This window comes from Microbispora sp. GKU 823 (assembly GCF_002027145.1).
Taxonomy (GTDB): Bacteria; Actinomycetota; Actinomycetes; order Streptosporangiales; family Streptosporangiaceae; genus Microbispora; species Microbispora siamensis.
Genome location: NZ_MWJN01000015.1, coordinates 58,205 through 74,319, shown reverse-complemented (window position 1 = coordinate 74,319; position 16,115 = coordinate 58,205). Strand labels below are relative to the sequence as shown.

13 protein-coding genes and 3 pseudogenes are annotated in these 16,115 nt (G+C 73.3%); 10 read left to right on the top strand and 6 right to left on the bottom strand.

Features of this window, described 5'->3' with window-relative positions; genetic code table 11:
• Positions 1–203: 203 nt before the first annotated feature.
• Positions 204–935, bottom strand: a complete 732-nt coding sequence (locus B1L11_RS11085) for a DUF998 domain-containing protein (protein WP_256862412.1) — start codon at positions 933–935, stop codon at positions 204–206.
• 348 nt (positions 936–1,283) lie between these two features.
• Here B1L11_RS11085 and B1L11_RS11080 point away from each other — a divergent pair, with 348 nt between their 5' ends.
• From B1L11_RS11080 to B1L11_RS11065, 6 genes and pseudogenes are all read left to right on the top strand, one after another.
• On the top strand, positions 1,284–1,634 hold the full coding sequence (locus B1L11_RS11080; protein WP_079314388.1) for a YciI family protein: 351 nt from the start codon (positions 1,284–1,286) through the stop codon (positions 1,632–1,634).
• Between the two features lie 93 nt (positions 1,635–1,727).
• A pseudogene (locus B1L11_RS11075) lies at positions 1,728–2,996 on the top strand (RNA polymerase sigma factor); the annotation flags it as partial.
• A gap of 111 nt (positions 2,997–3,107) precedes the next feature.
• Positions 3,108–3,566, top strand: coding sequence for a site-specific integrase (locus tag B1L11_RS54725; RefSeq protein ID WP_256862420.1), 459 nt, complete (start codon positions 3,108–3,110; stop codon positions 3,564–3,566).
• Positions 3,527–3,871: a hypothetical protein gene (locus B1L11_RS48070; protein ID WP_218671027.1), complete on the top strand. Its 345-nt coding sequence runs from the start codon at positions 3,527–3,529 to the stop codon at positions 3,869–3,871. Before B1L11_RS54725 ends, B1L11_RS48070 begins: the two co-directional genes overlap by 40 nt.
• Positions 3,872–3,950: 79 nt before the next feature.
• Entirely contained in the window at positions 3,951–4,895 is a 945-nt protein-coding gene (locus tag B1L11_RS48065; protein ID WP_218671026.1) for a sensor histidine kinase, read from the top strand.
• A 746-nt stretch (positions 4,896–5,641) separates the two neighbouring features.
• Positions 5,642–6,296 (top strand): annotated as a pseudogene (locus B1L11_RS11065) (response regulator).
• Here B1L11_RS11065 and B1L11_RS11060 read toward each other — a convergent pair.
• On the bottom strand, positions 6,259–6,900 hold the full coding sequence (locus tag B1L11_RS11060; protein WP_079314387.1) for a phosphatase PAP2 family protein: 642 nt from the start codon (positions 6,898–6,900) through the stop codon (positions 6,259–6,261). The pseudogene B1L11_RS11065 and the gene B1L11_RS11060 sit on opposite strands and share 38 nt — an antisense overlap.
• A gap of 108 nt (positions 6,901–7,008) precedes the next feature.
• Positions 7,009–7,797: an amino acid permease gene (locus tag B1L11_RS48060; RefSeq protein WP_256862411.1), complete on the bottom strand. Its 789-nt coding sequence runs from the start codon at positions 7,795–7,797 to the stop codon at positions 7,009–7,011.
• On the opposite strand from B1L11_RS48060, the gene B1L11_RS48055 reads away from it, so the two are divergent.
• Positions 7,768–7,998: a hypothetical protein gene (locus B1L11_RS48055; protein WP_218671035.1), complete on the top strand. Its 231-nt coding sequence runs from the start codon at positions 7,768–7,770 to the stop codon at positions 7,996–7,998. The genes B1L11_RS48060 and B1L11_RS48055 overlap by 30 nt on opposite strands.
• Here B1L11_RS48055 and B1L11_RS54720 read toward each other — a convergent pair.
• The 3 genes and pseudogenes from B1L11_RS54720 to leuA all read right to left on the bottom strand — a co-directional run.
• Positions 7,884–8,228, bottom strand: a pseudogene (locus tag B1L11_RS54720) (amino acid permease); the annotation flags it as partial. The gene B1L11_RS48055 and the pseudogene B1L11_RS54720 overlap by 115 nt on opposite strands.
• A gap of 175 nt (positions 8,229–8,403) precedes the next feature.
• Positions 8,404–11,202, bottom strand: a complete 2,799-nt coding sequence (locus B1L11_RS11050; RefSeq protein WP_079314386.1) for an AAA family ATPase — start codon at positions 11,200–11,202, stop codon at positions 8,404–8,406.
• A gap of 89 nt (positions 11,203–11,291) precedes the next feature.
• Positions 11,292–13,025, bottom strand: a complete 1,734-nt coding sequence (gene leuA / locus B1L11_RS11045; RefSeq protein ID WP_079314385.1) for a 2-isopropylmalate synthase — start codon at positions 13,023–13,025, stop codon at positions 11,292–11,294.
• A gap of 363 nt (positions 13,026–13,388) precedes the next feature.
• Here leuA and B1L11_RS11040 point away from each other — a divergent pair, with 363 nt between their 5' ends.
• From B1L11_RS11040 to B1L11_RS11030, 3 genes are read left to right on the top strand one after another with little or no spacing between them, the layout of a single operon-like run.
• Positions 13,389–14,270: a UbiA family prenyltransferase gene (locus B1L11_RS11040; protein ID WP_179155082.1), complete on the top strand. Its 882-nt coding sequence runs from the start codon at positions 13,389–13,391 to the stop codon at positions 14,268–14,270.
• Between the two features lie 43 nt (positions 14,271–14,313).
• Positions 14,314–15,402, top strand: a complete 1,089-nt coding sequence (locus B1L11_RS11035) for a sensor histidine kinase (protein WP_079314383.1) — start codon at positions 14,314–14,316, stop codon at positions 15,400–15,402.
• On the top strand, positions 15,399–16,112 hold the full coding sequence (locus B1L11_RS11030) for a response regulator transcription factor (RefSeq protein ID WP_079314382.1): 714 nt from the start codon (positions 15,399–15,401) through the stop codon (positions 16,110–16,112). The genes B1L11_RS11035 and B1L11_RS11030 overlap by 4 nt, the downstream gene beginning before the upstream one ends.
• The last annotated feature ends 3 nt before the right edge of the window (positions 16,113–16,115 follow it).

Here is a 16,115-nt window from a genome sequence, read left to right as displayed (position 1 = left end):
GTTTCACGCCTTTCGGGATGCCTTCTGCGGGCGCTCCCTAGGCCATGCGACGGAGGGAGCCCCGACCTGTCACAGCGTTGATCGGTCTCACCTCCTCGGGTCGCGGCGACGCACGGCGACGCCGAACGTATCACCGGACCTCGCAGAGCTCCCAGTGATTTACGCGACACCAGGAGCCCTGCACGGTTTCCCCGTCGAGCGGGTCAGCGTCGCGCAGTGTCGAATGCGCCGGCGTCGCCCATGAGGTCCGCGCGCTTGGCCGCGGCGACCACCGAGACCCAGGCCATGGCGACCAGCACCCCGACGCACAGGGTGAGGGAACCGGCCCGCCCGCCGGACATCGCCCATCCGTTGCCCAGCAGGAGAGCCAGGCCGCCGAGACGGGAGGCGACCGCGTGCCCGGCCCGCCCCGCACGGGCGAAGTGCCGGCCGAGGACGAAGCAGGCCGCGATGAGCGCGGTGAAGGCCACCGAGCCGGCCGCCATGTGCAGCATCGCGTGCCAGCTCATCCCGGCCGGGGCCCCCAGCGGGGTGCCCGCGGGGAAGCCGTCCCCCGGGTCCATGCTGAAGGCTCCGGCCGCTGCCAGTCCGGCGCCCTCGACGAGCAGCAGCCTCGGCGCCCACGTCCCTCCGGGAGTGCCGCGCATGACCCTGCGCAGTCCGATCGCCCCGGCGACCGTCAGGAGGGCGGTGATCCAGAAGTTGCCGATCTGCAGCCAGCCGAGATCGCCGGTGCTGAGCATGCTGAGCGGGTGACGGAGCAGGTCGAACCCCTCGCGGGTGAACGCCTGCGTCAGCGAGACGACCCCGAAGACGGGCGTGGTGAGCACGGCGCAGGTGAGCAGCGCACGCGTCGAGCCCCGCATGGGGTGCGGCGCGGTCGGCTGCGGGGTGATCTGGGTGCTGATCTGAGTGGTGTCCTGCGTCGCGGTCATCGCCGTTCCCTTCTTCGGTGTCCCGGGCTTCGGTGGTCCGGGCTTCGGTGGTCCCGGCCGGTGTGGTGGCCGGCCTCGCTGACGCGTCGAACGGCGGCCGCGCGATTCGACCATCCGCGCCCACTCGTGCCGTCCGCCTGCCGCCCGACCCCGTCCACCTGCGGCGTCGGCCAGGAGTGCGCATTCCCTGTCACATGCGCATTCCCTGTCACATCACGGCAGAGGCCCAGGTCAGGACGTGTCAGGATCGGAGCCTGTCGAGTCCGGCTCGTCCCGTACGACGTGTAGGTGACGGCGGGACCGGCGACCGGCCCGCCGGCCGAAGGATCAGAAAGAAGGAGATCGACGATGCGGTTCCTGATGACCACCAAGGGCGGCTCCCGGACGCCGGACGCGGCGATGATGGCCGAGATGGGCGCCTTCATCGAGGAGATGACCAGGGCGGGCGTGCTGCTTGCCACCGGCGGGCTGGAGCCGGGCGGCCTGCGGATGGTCTCCTCCGGCGGCGAGATCACCGTGACCGACGGCCCCTTCACGGAGGCGAAGGAGGCGATCGTCAGCTTCGCCCTGATCGAGGCGCGGTCCCGCGAGGAGGCGGTGGAGCTGGCCCGCCGCTTCTGGAAGATCGTCGGCGACGGCGAGAGCGCGATCCAGCAGGTGTTCGGCCCCGAAGACGGCCCCGGCGCCGGCTCCCGCTGACGGCGTGATCAGGCAGGTGTCCGGCCCGCAGGCGTCCCCGGCGACGTACGCGCCCGGTTGCGCGGCGGGCGGGCCGGTGCTGTCATCGGTCGAATGACGTCCCTGGACGCCCATCGCGTCGTGGACGCGGTCTGGAAGATGGAGTCCGCCAGGATCGTCGCCGGCCTCGTGCGGATGGTCGGCGACGTCGGCCTGGCGGAGGAACTGGCGCAGGACGCCGTCCTCGCCGCGCTTGAGCAGTGGCCCGAGGCGGGCGTCCCGGACAACCCGGGCGCCTGGCTCATGGCCGTCGCCAAGCGCCGGGCCGTCGACCACCTGCGCCGGGAGGAGCGGCGGGACCGCGGGCAGGAGTTGCTCGCCCACGATCTCGCCACCCGCCCGGACGACGGCGAGCGTGACGTGGACGACGTGGTGGACGCGCTCGACGGGGAGGTCGGCGACGACGTCCTCCGGCTGATGTTCGTCTCCTGTCACCCGGTGCTGTCCACCGAGGCCCGGGTCGCGCTCACGCTGCGGCTCATCGGCGGCCTGCGGACCGACGAGATCGCGCGGGCCTTCCTCGTCTCCGAGAGCGCCGTCGCGCAGCGGATCGTGCGGGCCAAGCGGGCGCTCGCCGACGCGCAGGTCCCCTTCGAGGTCCCATCCGGGCCGGAACGGGCGGCCCGGCTGTCGTCGGTGCTCGAAGTGATCTATCTCGTGTTCAACGAGGGATACGCGGCGACGGCGGGCGACGACCTGATGCGCCCGTCCCTCTGCCTGGAGGCGCTGCGCCTGGGCCGCGTCCTGGCCGAACTGACCCCGGACGAGGCCGAGGTGCACGGCCTGGTCGCGCTGATGGAACTCCAGCAGTCGCGGTCGGCCGCGCGCACCGGTCCGTCAGGGGAGCCCGTCGTGCTGCACGAGCAGAACCGGGGGCGCTGGGACCCGCTGCTGATCCGGCGCGGCTTCGCGGCGCTGCTGCGGGCGCGGCAGGCCGGCGGCCCACTCGGCCCGTACGTGCTGCAGGCGGCCATCGCGGCCTGCCACGCGCGGGCCGCCACGCCGGAGGAGACCGACTGGCCGCAGATCGCGGCGCTCTATGAGGCCCTCGTCAGGGTGCTGCCCACGCCGGTCGTCCAACTCAACCGCGCGGTGGCGCTCGCCATGGCCTACGGGCCGCGCGCCGGTCTCACGCTGGTGGACACGCTGACCGGCGAGCCGGCGCTCAAGGGCTACCACCTGCTGCCCGCCGTACGCGGGGACCTGCTGGCCCGGCTCGGCCGGCACGGCGAGGCCCGGGCGGAGTTCGAACGCGCGGCCTCCCTCACCCGCAACACCGCCGAACGGGCGGTGCTGCTGCGGCGCGCCGCGACCTGCGCCGACGAAGAGATCAAACCGGAGGCCACCAAGACCAGACCGGAGGCCAAACCGGAGACCGCGGAGGCCGAACCGGCGGCCGGACCGGCGGATGGGGGCGTCACCCTCGGCAAGGCCATGCGGCTCTTCCTCGCCCGGCCCGGTCTGAGCGCCGGCACCGTCCGCTCCTATGACCAGACCCTGGCGCGGCTGTGCCGGCACCTCGGCGAGGACGTCCCGCTGCGGGACGTGACCTCCCACCGGATCGCCGAGGTCTTCGCCACGGCGTGGGGCACGGCGGCGGGCGCGACCTGGAACCGGCACCGGGCGGCGCTGCGGTCGTTCGCCACGTGGGCGGCCGAGCGCGGCTGGGGCCGCGCCGACCTCGCCGCCCCCGCTCGACCGGCGGCCCGAACCCCGCGCCCGCCACCCGCCCCATCGACCGGTCGCGGCTGGAGAGCCTGTGGGAGCGGCCGGACATCCCGCTGCGCGAGCGCACGCTGTGGCTGCTGCTGTACGAGAGCGCGGCCCCGGCCGAGTGGGCGCTCTCGCTCGACGTGGAACACCTCGACCTGCCCGGCATGCGCGGCGAGGTGAAGGGCAGGCGGCACTGGCTGCACTGGCAGTCCGGCACGGCAGCGCTCCTGCCCCTCCTCGTCGGGGACCGCCGCCGGGGCCCGCTGTTCCTCGCCGACCGCAGGCCGGGGCCGGGCCGCATGCCGGCGGCGGCCGACCTGTGCCCGCACACGGGCCGGGGCCGGCTGTCGTACGAGCGGGCGGAGTACCTGTTCAAACGGGCCACCCGGGACCTCGACCCGGAGGGCGGCGGCTACACGCTGCACCACCTGCGCCACTCGCGCCTGGCCCACCTCGCGAGGACGGCTGGTCCGCGCCGATGCTGATGTCCCTGTCCGGCCACTCCAGCGCCCGGACGCTGCACGGATTCGTCCGGGTCCGCGACCCGCGGATACCGTTGCCTGAGTGGGGAGGAAAGCGGCATACCTCAAGGACGTCCTGCTCTGTGCCGTCCTCTGGGCCGTCCTCGGCCTGCCGGCGTTGTGGGCGGGCCTCACGACCACCCTGGCCGACGGGTACACCTCGCCCGAGGTGATCGCGGGCCTGGTGGTGACCGGCGTCGCCGTCGCGCTCGCCCGGCCCCGGCCGCTGGGGGCGATGCTCGTCACGGCCGCGCTGTGGGCGGGCTCGGTGGCCGTGCGGGGCGACCCCACCGTCTTCTTCCCGGCCCTGGCGGTGATGAGCTACCTGGCCGGGGTGCGCATGGAGCGGGCCCGGCCCGCCCTGCTCGGCCTGTCGGCCGCCGCGGTCGTCGCCGCGGTCGTCGTCCCGTTCGTACGGTGGCTTCTCGCGGCGCAGTGGGATCTGGGCGCGTGGTTCTTCGCCGTCACGGGCATCGCGCTGTTCGGACTCGTCCCGTGGCTCGCGGGCCACGCGAGGCACCAGAGCCTGGCCCTGACCAGGGCGGGCTGGGAACGCGCCGGGCATCTGGAGCGCGAGCGGCGGATGCTCGCCGAGCAGGCGAGGCTGCGGGAGCGGGCGGCCATCGCGAGGCAGATGCACGATCTGCTCGGTCACGACCTGAGCCTGGTCGCGCTGCGGATCGGCGCCCTGGAGGTCGCCGCCGACCTCCCCGAGAGCCGGCGCCGGGCGGCGGGCGAGGCCCGCGAGGCGGTCACGGCCGCGTCGGAGCGCCTGCGCGACATCGTCGCCGTGCTCAGGGACGGCGACGGCCCCGGCACGTCGACCAGGACCCGACGTACGCGGATCCGCCCGAGGAGAGCGTGGGCGAACTGGTCCGGCGCGCCGCGGCCGCGGGAATGCCGGTCACCCTGCACGGCGCGCAGGAGGAGGCGCGCATCCCCGCGCCGGCGCTCGCCACCGTGCGGCGGGCCGTCCGGGAGGGGCTGACCAACGCCGCCAAGCACGCGCCCGGCGCCCCGGTCACCGTACGGCTCGCGCACTCACCGGGCGAGACCGTGGTCACCGTCGCCAACGCCGCGCCGCACGAGCCGGGCCGCGGCGTGACGGGCGGACACGGACTGCGGGCATTGGCGGAGCGGGTCCGGCTGCAGGGCGGGTCCCTGGAGAGCGGCCCCGCCGGCGGCGGATTCACCCTGACCGTACGGCTGCCGCACACCGCCGCCCGGCCCGCCGGTGCCGTGCCGGCCGAGTTCCTCGTCTCCGAGTTCGCCGGGGCCGAGCACGACGGCCCCGGGGTTGCGCCGCGGCCGGTGGAGCTGGATCTGGCGCTGGCCCGGCGGCGGGTGCGCCGTACGCGGATGGCCGCGGCGCTGGTCTCCCTCGCCGCGGCGGCCGGCGTCGTCGCGTTCGTGCTGGGGTTCACGGTCTACGAGGCGGCCACCTCTGTCCTGCCGCCGGCCGAGTTCGCGAAGCTGCGGGTCGGGCAGGCCGAGCGGGAGGTGGCGGCGGTGCTGCCGGCCAGGACCAGGGTCGACCAACCATCGTGGCCCGAGCCGCCGATCCCGCCGGGCGCCCGGTGCCGCTACTACAGCGCAAGCCCCGAGCCGTTCGCCGAGTTGAAGCTCTACCGGCTGTGCTTCGCCGGGGGCCGGCTGGTCGGCAAGGCTTTCCTGCCCGCCTGAGCGGCGCCCGGGACAATCCCGGTGGTTCCGTACCATCGAGGCGTGCACGCGATCCGGGTGGTCCTGGCCGACGACGAACCGGTGATCCGGGCCGGGGTGCGGGCGATCCTGGCGACGGACCCGGACATCGACGTGGTCGCCGAGGCCGCCGACGGGCGTGAACTGGTGGACGCCGTCCTGGCGCACCGGCCCGACGTCGCGCTCGTCGACATCCGCATGCCCGGCCTGGACGGGCTGGCCGCCGCGGCCGAGGTGCGCAGGACCGCCCCCCGGCACCGCCGTACTGATCATGACGTCCTTCGGCGAGGACGCCTACGTCGCGCGGGCGCTGGGCGACGGCGCGGCGGGGTTCCTGCTGAAGACCGGCGATCCGCGCGAGTTCCCCCTGGGGGTGCGGGCGGCGGCCGAGGGCGGGGCGTACCTGTCGCCGCCGGTGGCCGCACGGGTCATCCGGGGGCTCGCCGGCGACCGGCTGTCGCGCTCGGCCGCGGCCCGCGAACAGGTCGCGGCGCTGACCACCCGGGAGCGCGAGGTGCTCGCCCTGGTCGGCGAGGGCATGTCGAACGCGGGCATCGCCGCCCGCCTGCACCTCGCCGAGGGCAGCGTCAAAACCTACGTGAGCACGATCATGGGCAAGCTTGGCGTGCCCAACCGGGTGCGGGCGGCGGTCATCGCCCACGAGGCGGGACTGGCGGGCGGGCGGTAGTCAGCACCGCCGCCAGCGCCGGGCGCCGCCGCATCGCGGCGACCAGGGCGGTCGCGGGACTCCGCAGGGCCAGCAGGACCAGCGGCGCGATCAGCGCGCCGAACAGCAGCCCCGCCGCCACGTCGTGGGGGTAGTGGACGCCGACGAAGACCCTGGAGAACGCCTCCAGCAGCGCGAGCACCGGCGCCACCACCGCCGCGCCGCGCCACAGGGCGACCAGCGCGACGGCCGCCGCCGCGGCGAAGGTCGCGTGGTTGCTCGGCAGCGACCAGTCGCCGTACGGCGGGCAGTGCGCCACGGTGACCACGTCGGTCATGTCCCAGCAGGGGCGGCGCAGCCGCAGGACGCTCTTGACGCCCTCACTCGCGAGGTAGGCCGTCACCACCGCGACCGGTGCGAGCAGGGCGAGCGCCATCCTGCGGTCGTCCTGCCGCCGCGCCCGCCACCAGCCGAAGACGAGGAACGCCAAGAGGATCGCGGGGACGGCGTCCGTCGCGATCTCCGCCGCGTCGCGCACCCATGCGGGGGTGTGCAGGGCGAACGCGGTGACCTCCCGATACCACTCGGCGCTGATGTCCGGGACGTCCTCGATCTCGTTGCCCACCGGTTCCCCTCCGTGCTGCGTCCTGCCGGTCCGTCCGGCCCCTCGAACCTAGGGACCGGACGGCACGGCGGGCAGTCGCGGAAAGTCGCCGGTGACCATTGACTTTCGTCAATCTTCCGCCGGGATGGCCCGCCTCCGGCGGGTGAACCGGGCGTACGCCAGGGCGGCGCCGCCGACCAGCAGCGGCCAGACGAGATAGACGCCCGACGCGGCGACCAGCAGGGCGACCGCCACGAGCGCGAGCAGGGCGGCGGCCCTGGCCCGGCCGCGCGGCAGCAGCCGGATGGCGGCCGCCACGCCGATCGCGTAGACCACCACGAACGATCCGTTGGTCATCAGCACCAGCGGACGGATGCCCGTCCCCGCCGCGTACACGACGGCGAGCGCCAGGAAGGACAGCACGGCGACGACCGCGAGGCTGCGCCGGGGCACCTCCCCGGCGACGCTGCCGCGGGAGAGCCAGCCGGGCAGGGCGCCGTCGCGGCCGAGGGCCGCGCCGAGCTTGGCCGCCCCGGCCCAGTACGCGTTCATCGCGCCGAGCGTCAGCAGCAGCGCGGCGACGGCGGCGAGCAGCCGGGCGTTGCCGCCGAGACCGAGGGCCAGCAGGTCGCCGAGGGGCGCCCGGGCGCTCCCGGCGGCCGGGCCGAGGACGGCGACGGTGGCGAAGGCGACCGACAGGTACAGCACGCCGACCAGCACGACGGCGGCCGCGGCGGCCCTGGGCAGGTCCCTGGCGGGCCTGCGAAAGTCGGCGGCGAGGTGCGTGATCGCCTCCCAGCCGGCGAAGCTCCACACCAGCAGGGCCGCCGCCGGGGCGACGGCCGTCCAGCCGTGCGGGGCGAACGGCCGCAGGTTGGCCACGTCGGCGTGCGGGAGCGACAGCGCGACGGCGACCACGAGCAGCGCGACGAGCAGCCCGGCAGCCCGAGCTGGACCCGGCCGGTCACCCGCAGCCCTGAGGCGTTCGACACGGTCACGATCGCCATCAGCCCCGCCGCCGTCAGCGTCGCGGTGCCGGTCCCGCCGCCCACCGCGGCGGCGACGTACTCGCCGCCGAACAGTGCCGCGGCGGCGGCGCTCGGCGGGATCGCGAAGTAGAAGCACCAGCCGACGACGACCGCGGCCCGGTCCCCGAAGGCGAGGCGGGCGTAGGTCGACACGCCGCCGGAGTCCGGGTGGCGCGCGCCGAGCGCGGCGAAGGCCGCGGCAAGCGGGGCGGACAGCACGACCAGGCCGAGCCAGGCCAGCAGCGACGCCGGCCCGGCCGCCTGGGCAGCGAGCGCGGGCAGGGCGATGACTCCTGTGCCGAGCACCGCGCCGACGTACATGGCGGCGCCCTGGGCCGCCGTGAGGCGGCCCGCCGGTGTGGTGACGGGTGCGGCGGCGGATGTGACGGCGGATGTGACGGCAGGGGTGACGCTCGTCCGAGTCATGCGCGTTCACCTTCCAGTCAGGGGAGTGGACCGCCGGGGATTCCCGGCCGGCCCAGATCGGGGAGCTGTCTCAGGCGGAGGTGCTGAACTCGAGGCTGGCGGGCAGGTCGGAACGGCGGGTGACGTTGAGCTTGCGGTAGATCCGGGTCAGGTGCTGCTCGACCGTGCTGACCGTGATGTACAGCTTGTCGGCGATCTCGCGGTTGGTGTATCCGACCGCAGCGAGCGAGGCCACCCGGCGCTCGGCTTCGCTCAGCGTCCCCGGGCCGCTGTCCGTGCGGGGCGGTTCGGCCGGCTGCGCGGGAGCGCCCTGGGTGAGCGCGTTGACCAGCGGGACGGCCTCGCACTCCTCCGCGATCCGCTGGGCCTGCCTGGCGACCGTACGGGCGCGGCGCAGCTCTCCCACCGCCTGGTAGGCGTCGGCCAGATCGACCAGGGCCCGGGCCAGCTCGTACTGGTCGCCGCTCGCCTGGAGCATGTCGGCGGCGCGGCGCAGCATCGGGGGACGCTGCTTGGGCTCGCTCGCCGCGGCCGTCAGCCGCAGACCGGTCCCACGGGCGCGCACCGGCCCGGGGGCGCAGCGCGCCACGTGCTCGTCCAGCAGCGGCCGGGCCCGCTCCGGGCGGCCCATGCCGATCAGCGCCTCGGCCGCGCCCGTCCGCCAGGAGACCAGTCCGGGCGAGTCGAGGCTCCAGGAGCCCATCAGCTCGCCGCAGGTCTGGAAGTCGCGCAGCGCCATGCCGAGGTCGCCCGTCGCCAGGTGGTAGCGGCCCCGCGCGTTCAGATAGTGCAGGCCGTACCGGGTCTGGAGCATGGCCTCGGGCACCGGCTGGTTCACCAGTTGCACGGCCTCGTCCAGCCGGCCCATCGCGGTCACCGCCGTCAGCAGCACCGACAGCGGGGCGCCGACCGCGACTCCCCAGCTCGTCGGCGGGATGAGCCGTACGGCCATCTGGGCGAGGCCCTCGGCGCCCTCCAGGTCGCCCTGCCGCAGGCTGATCTCGGCGCGCAGCGCCGCGAGGCGGGCCTGCCTGCTGGGGGCCCGGCGGCTGGCGGCCTCCTCGAAGAACAGGTCGCACCAGGGCGCCGCCAGGTCGGGCCGCTCGCCGTAGATCAGCGCGAGCAGGGCGCACTCGACGGCGTCCATCGACATGTCGTCGAGGCGGGAGCCGCGCAGGATGCGCTCCACGTCGGCCAGCGTCTGGGGGTGCGGGCCCTTGGTCAGCACCGCCGCGAGCGCGGTGGCGGCCTCCAGCCTGCCGATGACCGGCGCGGACGGCGGCGCCTGCGTGCTCATGTCGGTGACCCTCGGGATGTGCGCGAGGAACGGAGTGTAGGAGCAGCGCAGCCACGGCCGGGCGGCGCGGATCTCGGCCACGGTCTCCGCGTCCATGATCGAGCCGATCCTGCCCAGGTGGTCGAGCACGTCGCGGGCGTCGTCGAAGCGGCCGTGCCACAGCAGCGCCTTGGCCAGCACGACCGCGTCGGAGCCGCGCAGGTGGCCGCGGTGCATGGCGTCGGTGAGCTCGTCGAGGTGGGCCGCGGGAGCGCTCGGGTTGAGCCGCCACTCCGCCCGCACCAGAGTCGTCTTGATGGTGGCCCGGCGCTGGTCGTCGGTGCACGCGCCGTCGGCCAGCCGCAGGTAGTCGACGGCGGGCTCAACGCGTCCCTCGCTGAGCGCCTGCCTGGCCGCCTCCTCCAGGATCGGCACGGCCCAGGGCCCCCCGTTGTGCGAGGCGGCCAGCAGGTGCTCGGCGATCACGGCGGCCGGTGCGCCCTGGCCGTACGCCAGCTCGGCGGCCCTGCGGTGCAGGTCCGTCCGCTCGTGCCGGTCGAGGTCGGCGAGCACGGCGGCGCGCGCCTGGGGGTGGCGCAGGTGCAGGTCGGCGCCGACCAGCCCGGCGTTGTGCAGCGCGTTGAGCGCCTGGACGACGACGCCGGCGTCGAGGTCGAGCAGCCGGTCGAGGTGGCCGGGGTCGGCGGCGACCGCCAGGCCCCGCGCGACGCGGGCCGCGAGCGGGTGCCCGCGGCGCAGGCACGACTGCACCGCCTGGCGGTAGGCGTCGCCCGCGACGATCTCGTCGATCCCCGCGTCCGCCTCGGTCTCGGCCGTGGCGCCTCCGGCGTCGGCCGCGGCGAGGTGGTCCTCGATGAGCGCGCCCACGAGCAGCGGGTTGCCGCCGCTGACCGCGTGCCAGTCCGCGGCGAGCCGCCGGGCGACGTCGTCACCGACGATGTCGGCGGCCATGATCTCGACGCCCTCGCGGGACAGGGCCGACAGCGGGAGGCGGCGGCAGTGCGGCTGGCGCAGCAGTTCGGTCTGGAACAGCGTCGGGGCGTTCCACGACTCCTCCGACTGGCTGAAGATCGCCAGGATGTGGGCGAAGCGCAGCCTGCGGGCGAGGTAGGCCAGGCAGAGCTGCGAGGCGCGGTCGGCGTGCTGGATGTCGTCCACCACGATCATGAGGGGGTGCCGCTCGGCGAGTTCGAGCAGCACCATGCACAGGGCGTGCACGATGTGGGCGTCCACCTGGTCGACGTAGTCGGCCAGCGGGTCGGCCGACATGGCGCAGCGGGCGCCCTCGTGCAGCAGGTTGCGGGTGCGCTCCTCCTCGTCGGGGGTGAGCGGCGCGTTGTGCAGGATCTGCGACAGCACGGCCAGTGCAAGTCCCGACTCCGCCTGCGAGCAGGTCGCGGTCAGCGGCAGGGCGCCGTGCTCCAGCGCGTCCTCGACCAGAGTGTTGAGCAGTGCGGTCTTCCCCGTCGCGACGGGCCCGCCGACGATGGCGATCTTTCCTCTGCCGGTGACGGCGTCGGCCAGCATGTCCTCAAGGGAGGCCAACACCTCTTCCCGCTCCACCAGGGCCATAATGAGCCTCCCGAATTCCGTTCGATTCTCGCCGCGCGGCCGGTTCACAATTGCCGTGACTTCTGTAAAGCTTCAGTGTTGAGCAGCGTTCAGCCGACCAGCGTCATTCGCGCGGAAACGCTCTCGCCGGCCCGCTCCCCCGCGCCTTCCCCATCCGTTTCACCCGCGCGGGCCAGCGCCGAGCGGACGGCGGCGAAGGACGCGGCGACCACGTCGTGGTCGAGGCCCACCCCCCAGACCTGCCGCCCGTCGATCACACACTCGGCGTAGACCGCGACCTCCCGGTCCTCCGCGCTCCCGGCCGCGGCCTCCACGCCGGTGCGGTGGACCATCTGCACGTCCACGTTCCAGACCGCCAGCCGGGCGCCCAGGGTGCGGATGGCGTCGGCCCGCGGCCCGGCGACGTCGAAGCGCGCGCCGTCGACGTACAACGTGGTCTGCAGCGGCCGGCCGCCGAGCCCGAGCGGTACGGTGATCTCGGTCCGCGACAGGTACTCCTCGTCGAACAGATCGCGGACGACGGCCGGGGTGATCTCCCCGCCCGAGCCGTCCGCGTGGGCCTGCACGACGCGGGCGAACTCCGCCTGCAGGTTCTTGGGCAGGTTCAGCCCGTGCCAGGCGCTCAGGATGTAGGCCACGCCTCCCTTGCCCGACTGGCTGTTGATGCGCACCACGGCCTCGTACGTGCGGCCGACGTCCTTGGGGTCGATCGGCAGGTACGGCATCCGCCACGGCAGGTCGTCCACGCCCACGCCGGCCTCGCCCGCCTCCACGGCCAGCGCGTCGAAGCCCTTTTTGATGGCGTCCTGGTGGGAGCCGGAGAAGGCCGTGTAGACGAGGTCGCCGCCGTACGGGTGGCGGGGGCTGACCTGCATCTCGTTGCAGTACTCGACGGTGCGGCGGATCTCGGTGATGTCGGAGAAGTCGATGCCGGGGTCGACGCCGTGGGTGTACATGTTCAGGCCGAGCGTGACCAGGCAGACGTTGCCGGCCCGCTCGCCGTTGCCGAACAGGCAGCCCTCGATCCGCTGCGCGCCGGCCAGCAGCGCCAGCTCGGAGGCGGCCACGCCGGTGCCCCGGTCGTTGTGCGGGTGGATCGACAGGCAGACGTGCTCGCGGCGCGGCAGGTTGCGGTCGAGCCACTCGATCTGGTCGGCGAAGACGTGCGGGAGCGACCGCTCCACCGTCGTCGGGAAGTTGAGGATGATCTCCCGGCCCTCCTCCGGCTGCCACACGTCCATGACCGCCTCGCAGACCTCGAGGGCGAACTCGGGCTCGGTCTCGTTGAACAGCTCGGGCGAATACTGGAACCCCAGGTCGCAGTCGCCGAGGGTCGCCTCGGCGTACTTCATCATCAGGCGGGTGCCCTCGACGGCGAGGTCCCTGCACTCGTCGCGGGTCATGCCGAAGACCACCCGGCGGAAGAGCGGGGCCGTCGCGTTGTAGAGGTGGATGTTGGCCCGGGGGGCGCCGGCCAGGCTCTCCACGGTCCGCCGGATCAGCTCGTCCCTCGCCTGCACCAGAACCGAGATCCGCACGTCGTCGGGGATCCGGTCCTGCTCGATGAGCATGCGCACGAAGTCGTGGTCGTCCTGGCTCGCCACCGGGAATCCGACCTCGATCTCCTTGTAGCCCATCCGTACGAGGAGGTCGAACATCGCCAGCTTGCGCTCCGGGCTCATCGGGTTGACCAGCGACTGGTTGCCGTCGCGCAGGTCGGTGGACAGCCATCGCGGGGCGGCCTCGATCGTCCGGTCCGGCCAGCGCCGGTCCGCCAGGCGGACGGGGGTGAAGGCCGAGTAACGGGAAGGAGAGCTGCTCATGAGGAATTCCTTTCTCATCGGCGACCATGTCACCGAATTCGCGACCGACCGTTTTCCGAAAAGCTGTCCGCGAATCCCGCCGACTTCCTTCCGGAAGGCCGTCCGAATTTCCGGCGATTCGCTGACCGGCACGTTGCCGAAGCTACAAGCGCCCTGGTCAAGGGGCAAGGGAGAAGCAACTAGAGTGCGCCCGGCATCACCCGGACGATCGGTAGGGGTATCGAAAGTTGTAGGCCCGGTACAACCTCCCGGGCGGCCCTCTTAACGACCCCCTGAATCGGACACATACTCCGGGTCATGTCGATGAGCAGAGCAGCGTTCCCAGCCATTTCGATTCCGCCTTTCCGAATCTTCGGAATGTGCGTGACCGAGGCGCGCCCGTCCGTTCTGGCCATCTTCTTCCTGCGGTTCGCCGCCGGCGCGGCCGTGGACGCCGGACTCGCCCCCGCCGACCCGTTCCGCCTGCTGGCGGGCGCCCTGGTGTGGCAGTGCGCGATCTTCTTCGTCTACCTGTTCAACGGCGTGACGGACGTGCGGGAGGACCGCGTGAACGGCTCGCGCCGGCCGATCGCCCGCGGCGACCTCGACCCCGAACTGGCCTGGATCGTCGCCTGGACCGCCGCCGCGGCCGCCCTGCTCGGCGCGCTGCTGCTCGGCGGCGCGATGATCTGGCTGGTCACGGCGGTGCTCGTGCTCGGCTACCTCTACTCGGCGCCGCCCTTCCAGCTCAAGAAGTGGTCCAGCGCCACGGTCGTGGTCGGCGGCGTGTCCGGCCTGCTCTCCTACTGCGCGGGATACGCCTCTTACGGGACCGGCCCCGGCGGGCGCGAGATGATCGCGCTGCCCGCGTTCGCCGTCGCGGCGTCGCTGTGGATGGGCCTGGTCGGAACGCCGGCGAAGGACCTGCCGGACATCGCGGGCGACCGCTCCGCCGGGCGGGCGACGTTCGCGGTGAGCCGCGGAGAATGGCCGGTCAGGCTGCTGCTGTCGGCGGTCGCCGCCTCCGTCGCGCTCGCTTTCTGCGCGGTCGCGCTGCTATTGCGGGTGCCGCTCGGCATGGCGCCGGCCGTGATGCTCACCGGCGCCGCGCTGCTCACCGTCGTCACTCTTACTCCGCTTTCCCGGGGGTCCCGGGTGCGCCGCCGCCTGCCCTACCGGGCGTTCATGACGACGCAATACGCTGTGCATTTGGCTGTTCTTCTCCCGCTGGTGTCACAATTCTTATTGTCTGGGCGTGCGGCTTAGTCCAGGATGGAGGGCACTCGTCCGCTTCCTCTCGGAGGGTCCATTGGCGGGAGATGGAGAACTGGGACCGGCGGTCCCGGACTTCGAGGGTTTCCTCGAAGCGCATCGCTCCGAGATTCTGGAAGCGTACGCACGGAACCTGGCGGCACTGGACAGCCCGATCAGCCGCGACCCGATCGCCCTGCGGCAGGCGCTGGCGAACGCGGAGCAGATCCTCGACGACGTCGCGGAGACGCTGCGGGCCGGCAGCATCAAGGTGGGCGACTCCCACAAGATGATCGCGTGGGAGGTGGGGGCGACCAGGGCGGCGAGCGGGGTTCATCCGGACGAGTCGCTCCGCGCGGCGTCGGTGTGGTTCCAGGCGGTCGTGACCTGCCTGCTGGAGCGCATGCCCGGCGATGCCGAGTCGATGCGGCTGCTCACACTGGTCGTGCTCGGGCTGGAGCGCAGCATCACGACACGGATCAGGGAGGCCTCGGCCAGCTACTCCAGTTTCCTGCTCGACAAGGTCCACGAGGCCCAGGTCGAGGAGCGCCGCCGGATCGCCCGCGAACTGCACGACCGGCTCGGGCACGGCCTCAGCGTCGCCCACCGGCAACTGGAGCTGTACGACCTGCACCGGGCGAGCAAGCCGGCGACGGCGACCGCCAAAGTGGAGACCGCCCAGCAGGCCATCCTGGAGACCATGCAGAACCTGCGCGCGGTCACCAGCGACCTGCACCCGCAGGAGCCGCTCAACAGCCTGGAGAAGGCCCTGCTGTACTACCTCGAGACCGTGGACATGGACGAGGTGGACATCCGGCTGCGGGTCAGCGGGGACGAGACGTGGGCCTCCCCCGCCGTGCGCGACGAGTCCTTCCTCATCCTGCGTGAGGCGACCAGGAACGCGCTCAAGCACGGCAACCCCGCCAAGGTGCTGATCCGGATCGACTTCGCCCCCCACGAACTGCGGGCGTCGGTGGAGGACGACGGCATGGGCTTCGCCGAAGGAAGCGGCCGGTCGGACGGGGTGGGCCTGATGTCGATGCAGGAACGGGCCGCGATCATCGGAGGGACGACCACCATCACGAGCAGGCCGGGCCACGGCACCCACGTCGAACTGTACGTGCCCTTTCCAGGGCTCACCGCATGACCGGAACGGACAACATGATCAGTATCGCCGTCATCGACGACCACGCGCTGTTCCGGGAGGGCCTGCGCGAGATCCTCGAGGCCCAGGAGGACTTCGAGGTCGTCGGCGAGGCCGGCGACTCCGACGGGGCGGTGGCCCTGGTCGAGCGGGAGCGGCCCGACGTGGTCCTCCTCGACGTCGAGATCCCCGGCGACGACGCCACGCAGACGGTGACCCGCATGCGCGAGATCTCGCCCGAGTCCCAGATCATCATCCTCAGCATGTACGACGGCCCGCAGCTGCTGAGCCGCCTGCTCGCGGCGGGCATCCGCGGCTACCTGCTCAAGAGCGTGCACCGCCAGGAGCTGATCTCGGCCGTCAGGAGCGTCAGGAACGAGCCCGACCGGCTCGTGCTCGCCGTCTCGCGCGACTCCTTCGCGCAGGTGCAGGGCGGCGGGTCGAAGGTGGTGCTGACCGACAGGGAGCGGGAGATCCTCGAACTCGCCGCCCAGGCGCTGAGCAACTACCAGATCGCCACCCGGCTCACGCTCACCGAGGCGACGATCAAGCGGCACCTGCACAACATCTTCACCAAGCTCGGCGCGGTCTCCCGGATCGACGCGGTCAACAAGGCGCTGGCCGCCTCGCTCATCTCGCCGCGCCGCGACCAGCCGGCGCCCCGCCCCCGCCCGAACACTCCCGGCCTGCGGGGGCAGCGCTCGTTCCCCTGAGCC

What these genes read in the sequence shown, in the direction of transcription:
- leuA (WP_079314385.1), bottom strand. Translation starts at nt 13,025, where the DNA reads ATGAGCAGCTCTCCTTCCCGTTACTCGGCCTTCACCCCCGTCCGCCTG.
- B1L11_RS11085 (WP_256862412.1), bottom strand. Translation starts at nt 935, where the DNA reads ATGACCGCGACGCAGGACACCACTCAGATCAGCACCCAGATCACCCCG.
- B1L11_RS54725 (WP_256862420.1), top strand. Translation starts at nt 3,108, where the DNA reads ATGCGGCTCTTCCTCGCCCGGCCCGGTCTGAGCGCCGGCACCGTCCGC.
- B1L11_RS11050 (WP_079314386.1), bottom strand. Translation starts at nt 11,202, where the DNA reads ATGGCCCTGGTGGAGCGGGAAGAGGTGTTGGCCTCCCTTGAGGACATG.
- B1L11_RS11030 (WP_079314382.1), top strand. Translation starts at nt 15,399, where the DNA reads ATGACCGGAACGGACAACATGATCAGTATCGCCGTCATCGACGACCAC.
- B1L11_RS11080 (WP_079314388.1), top strand. Translation starts at nt 1,284, where the DNA reads ATGCGGTTCCTGATGACCACCAAGGGCGGCTCCCGGACGCCGGACGCG.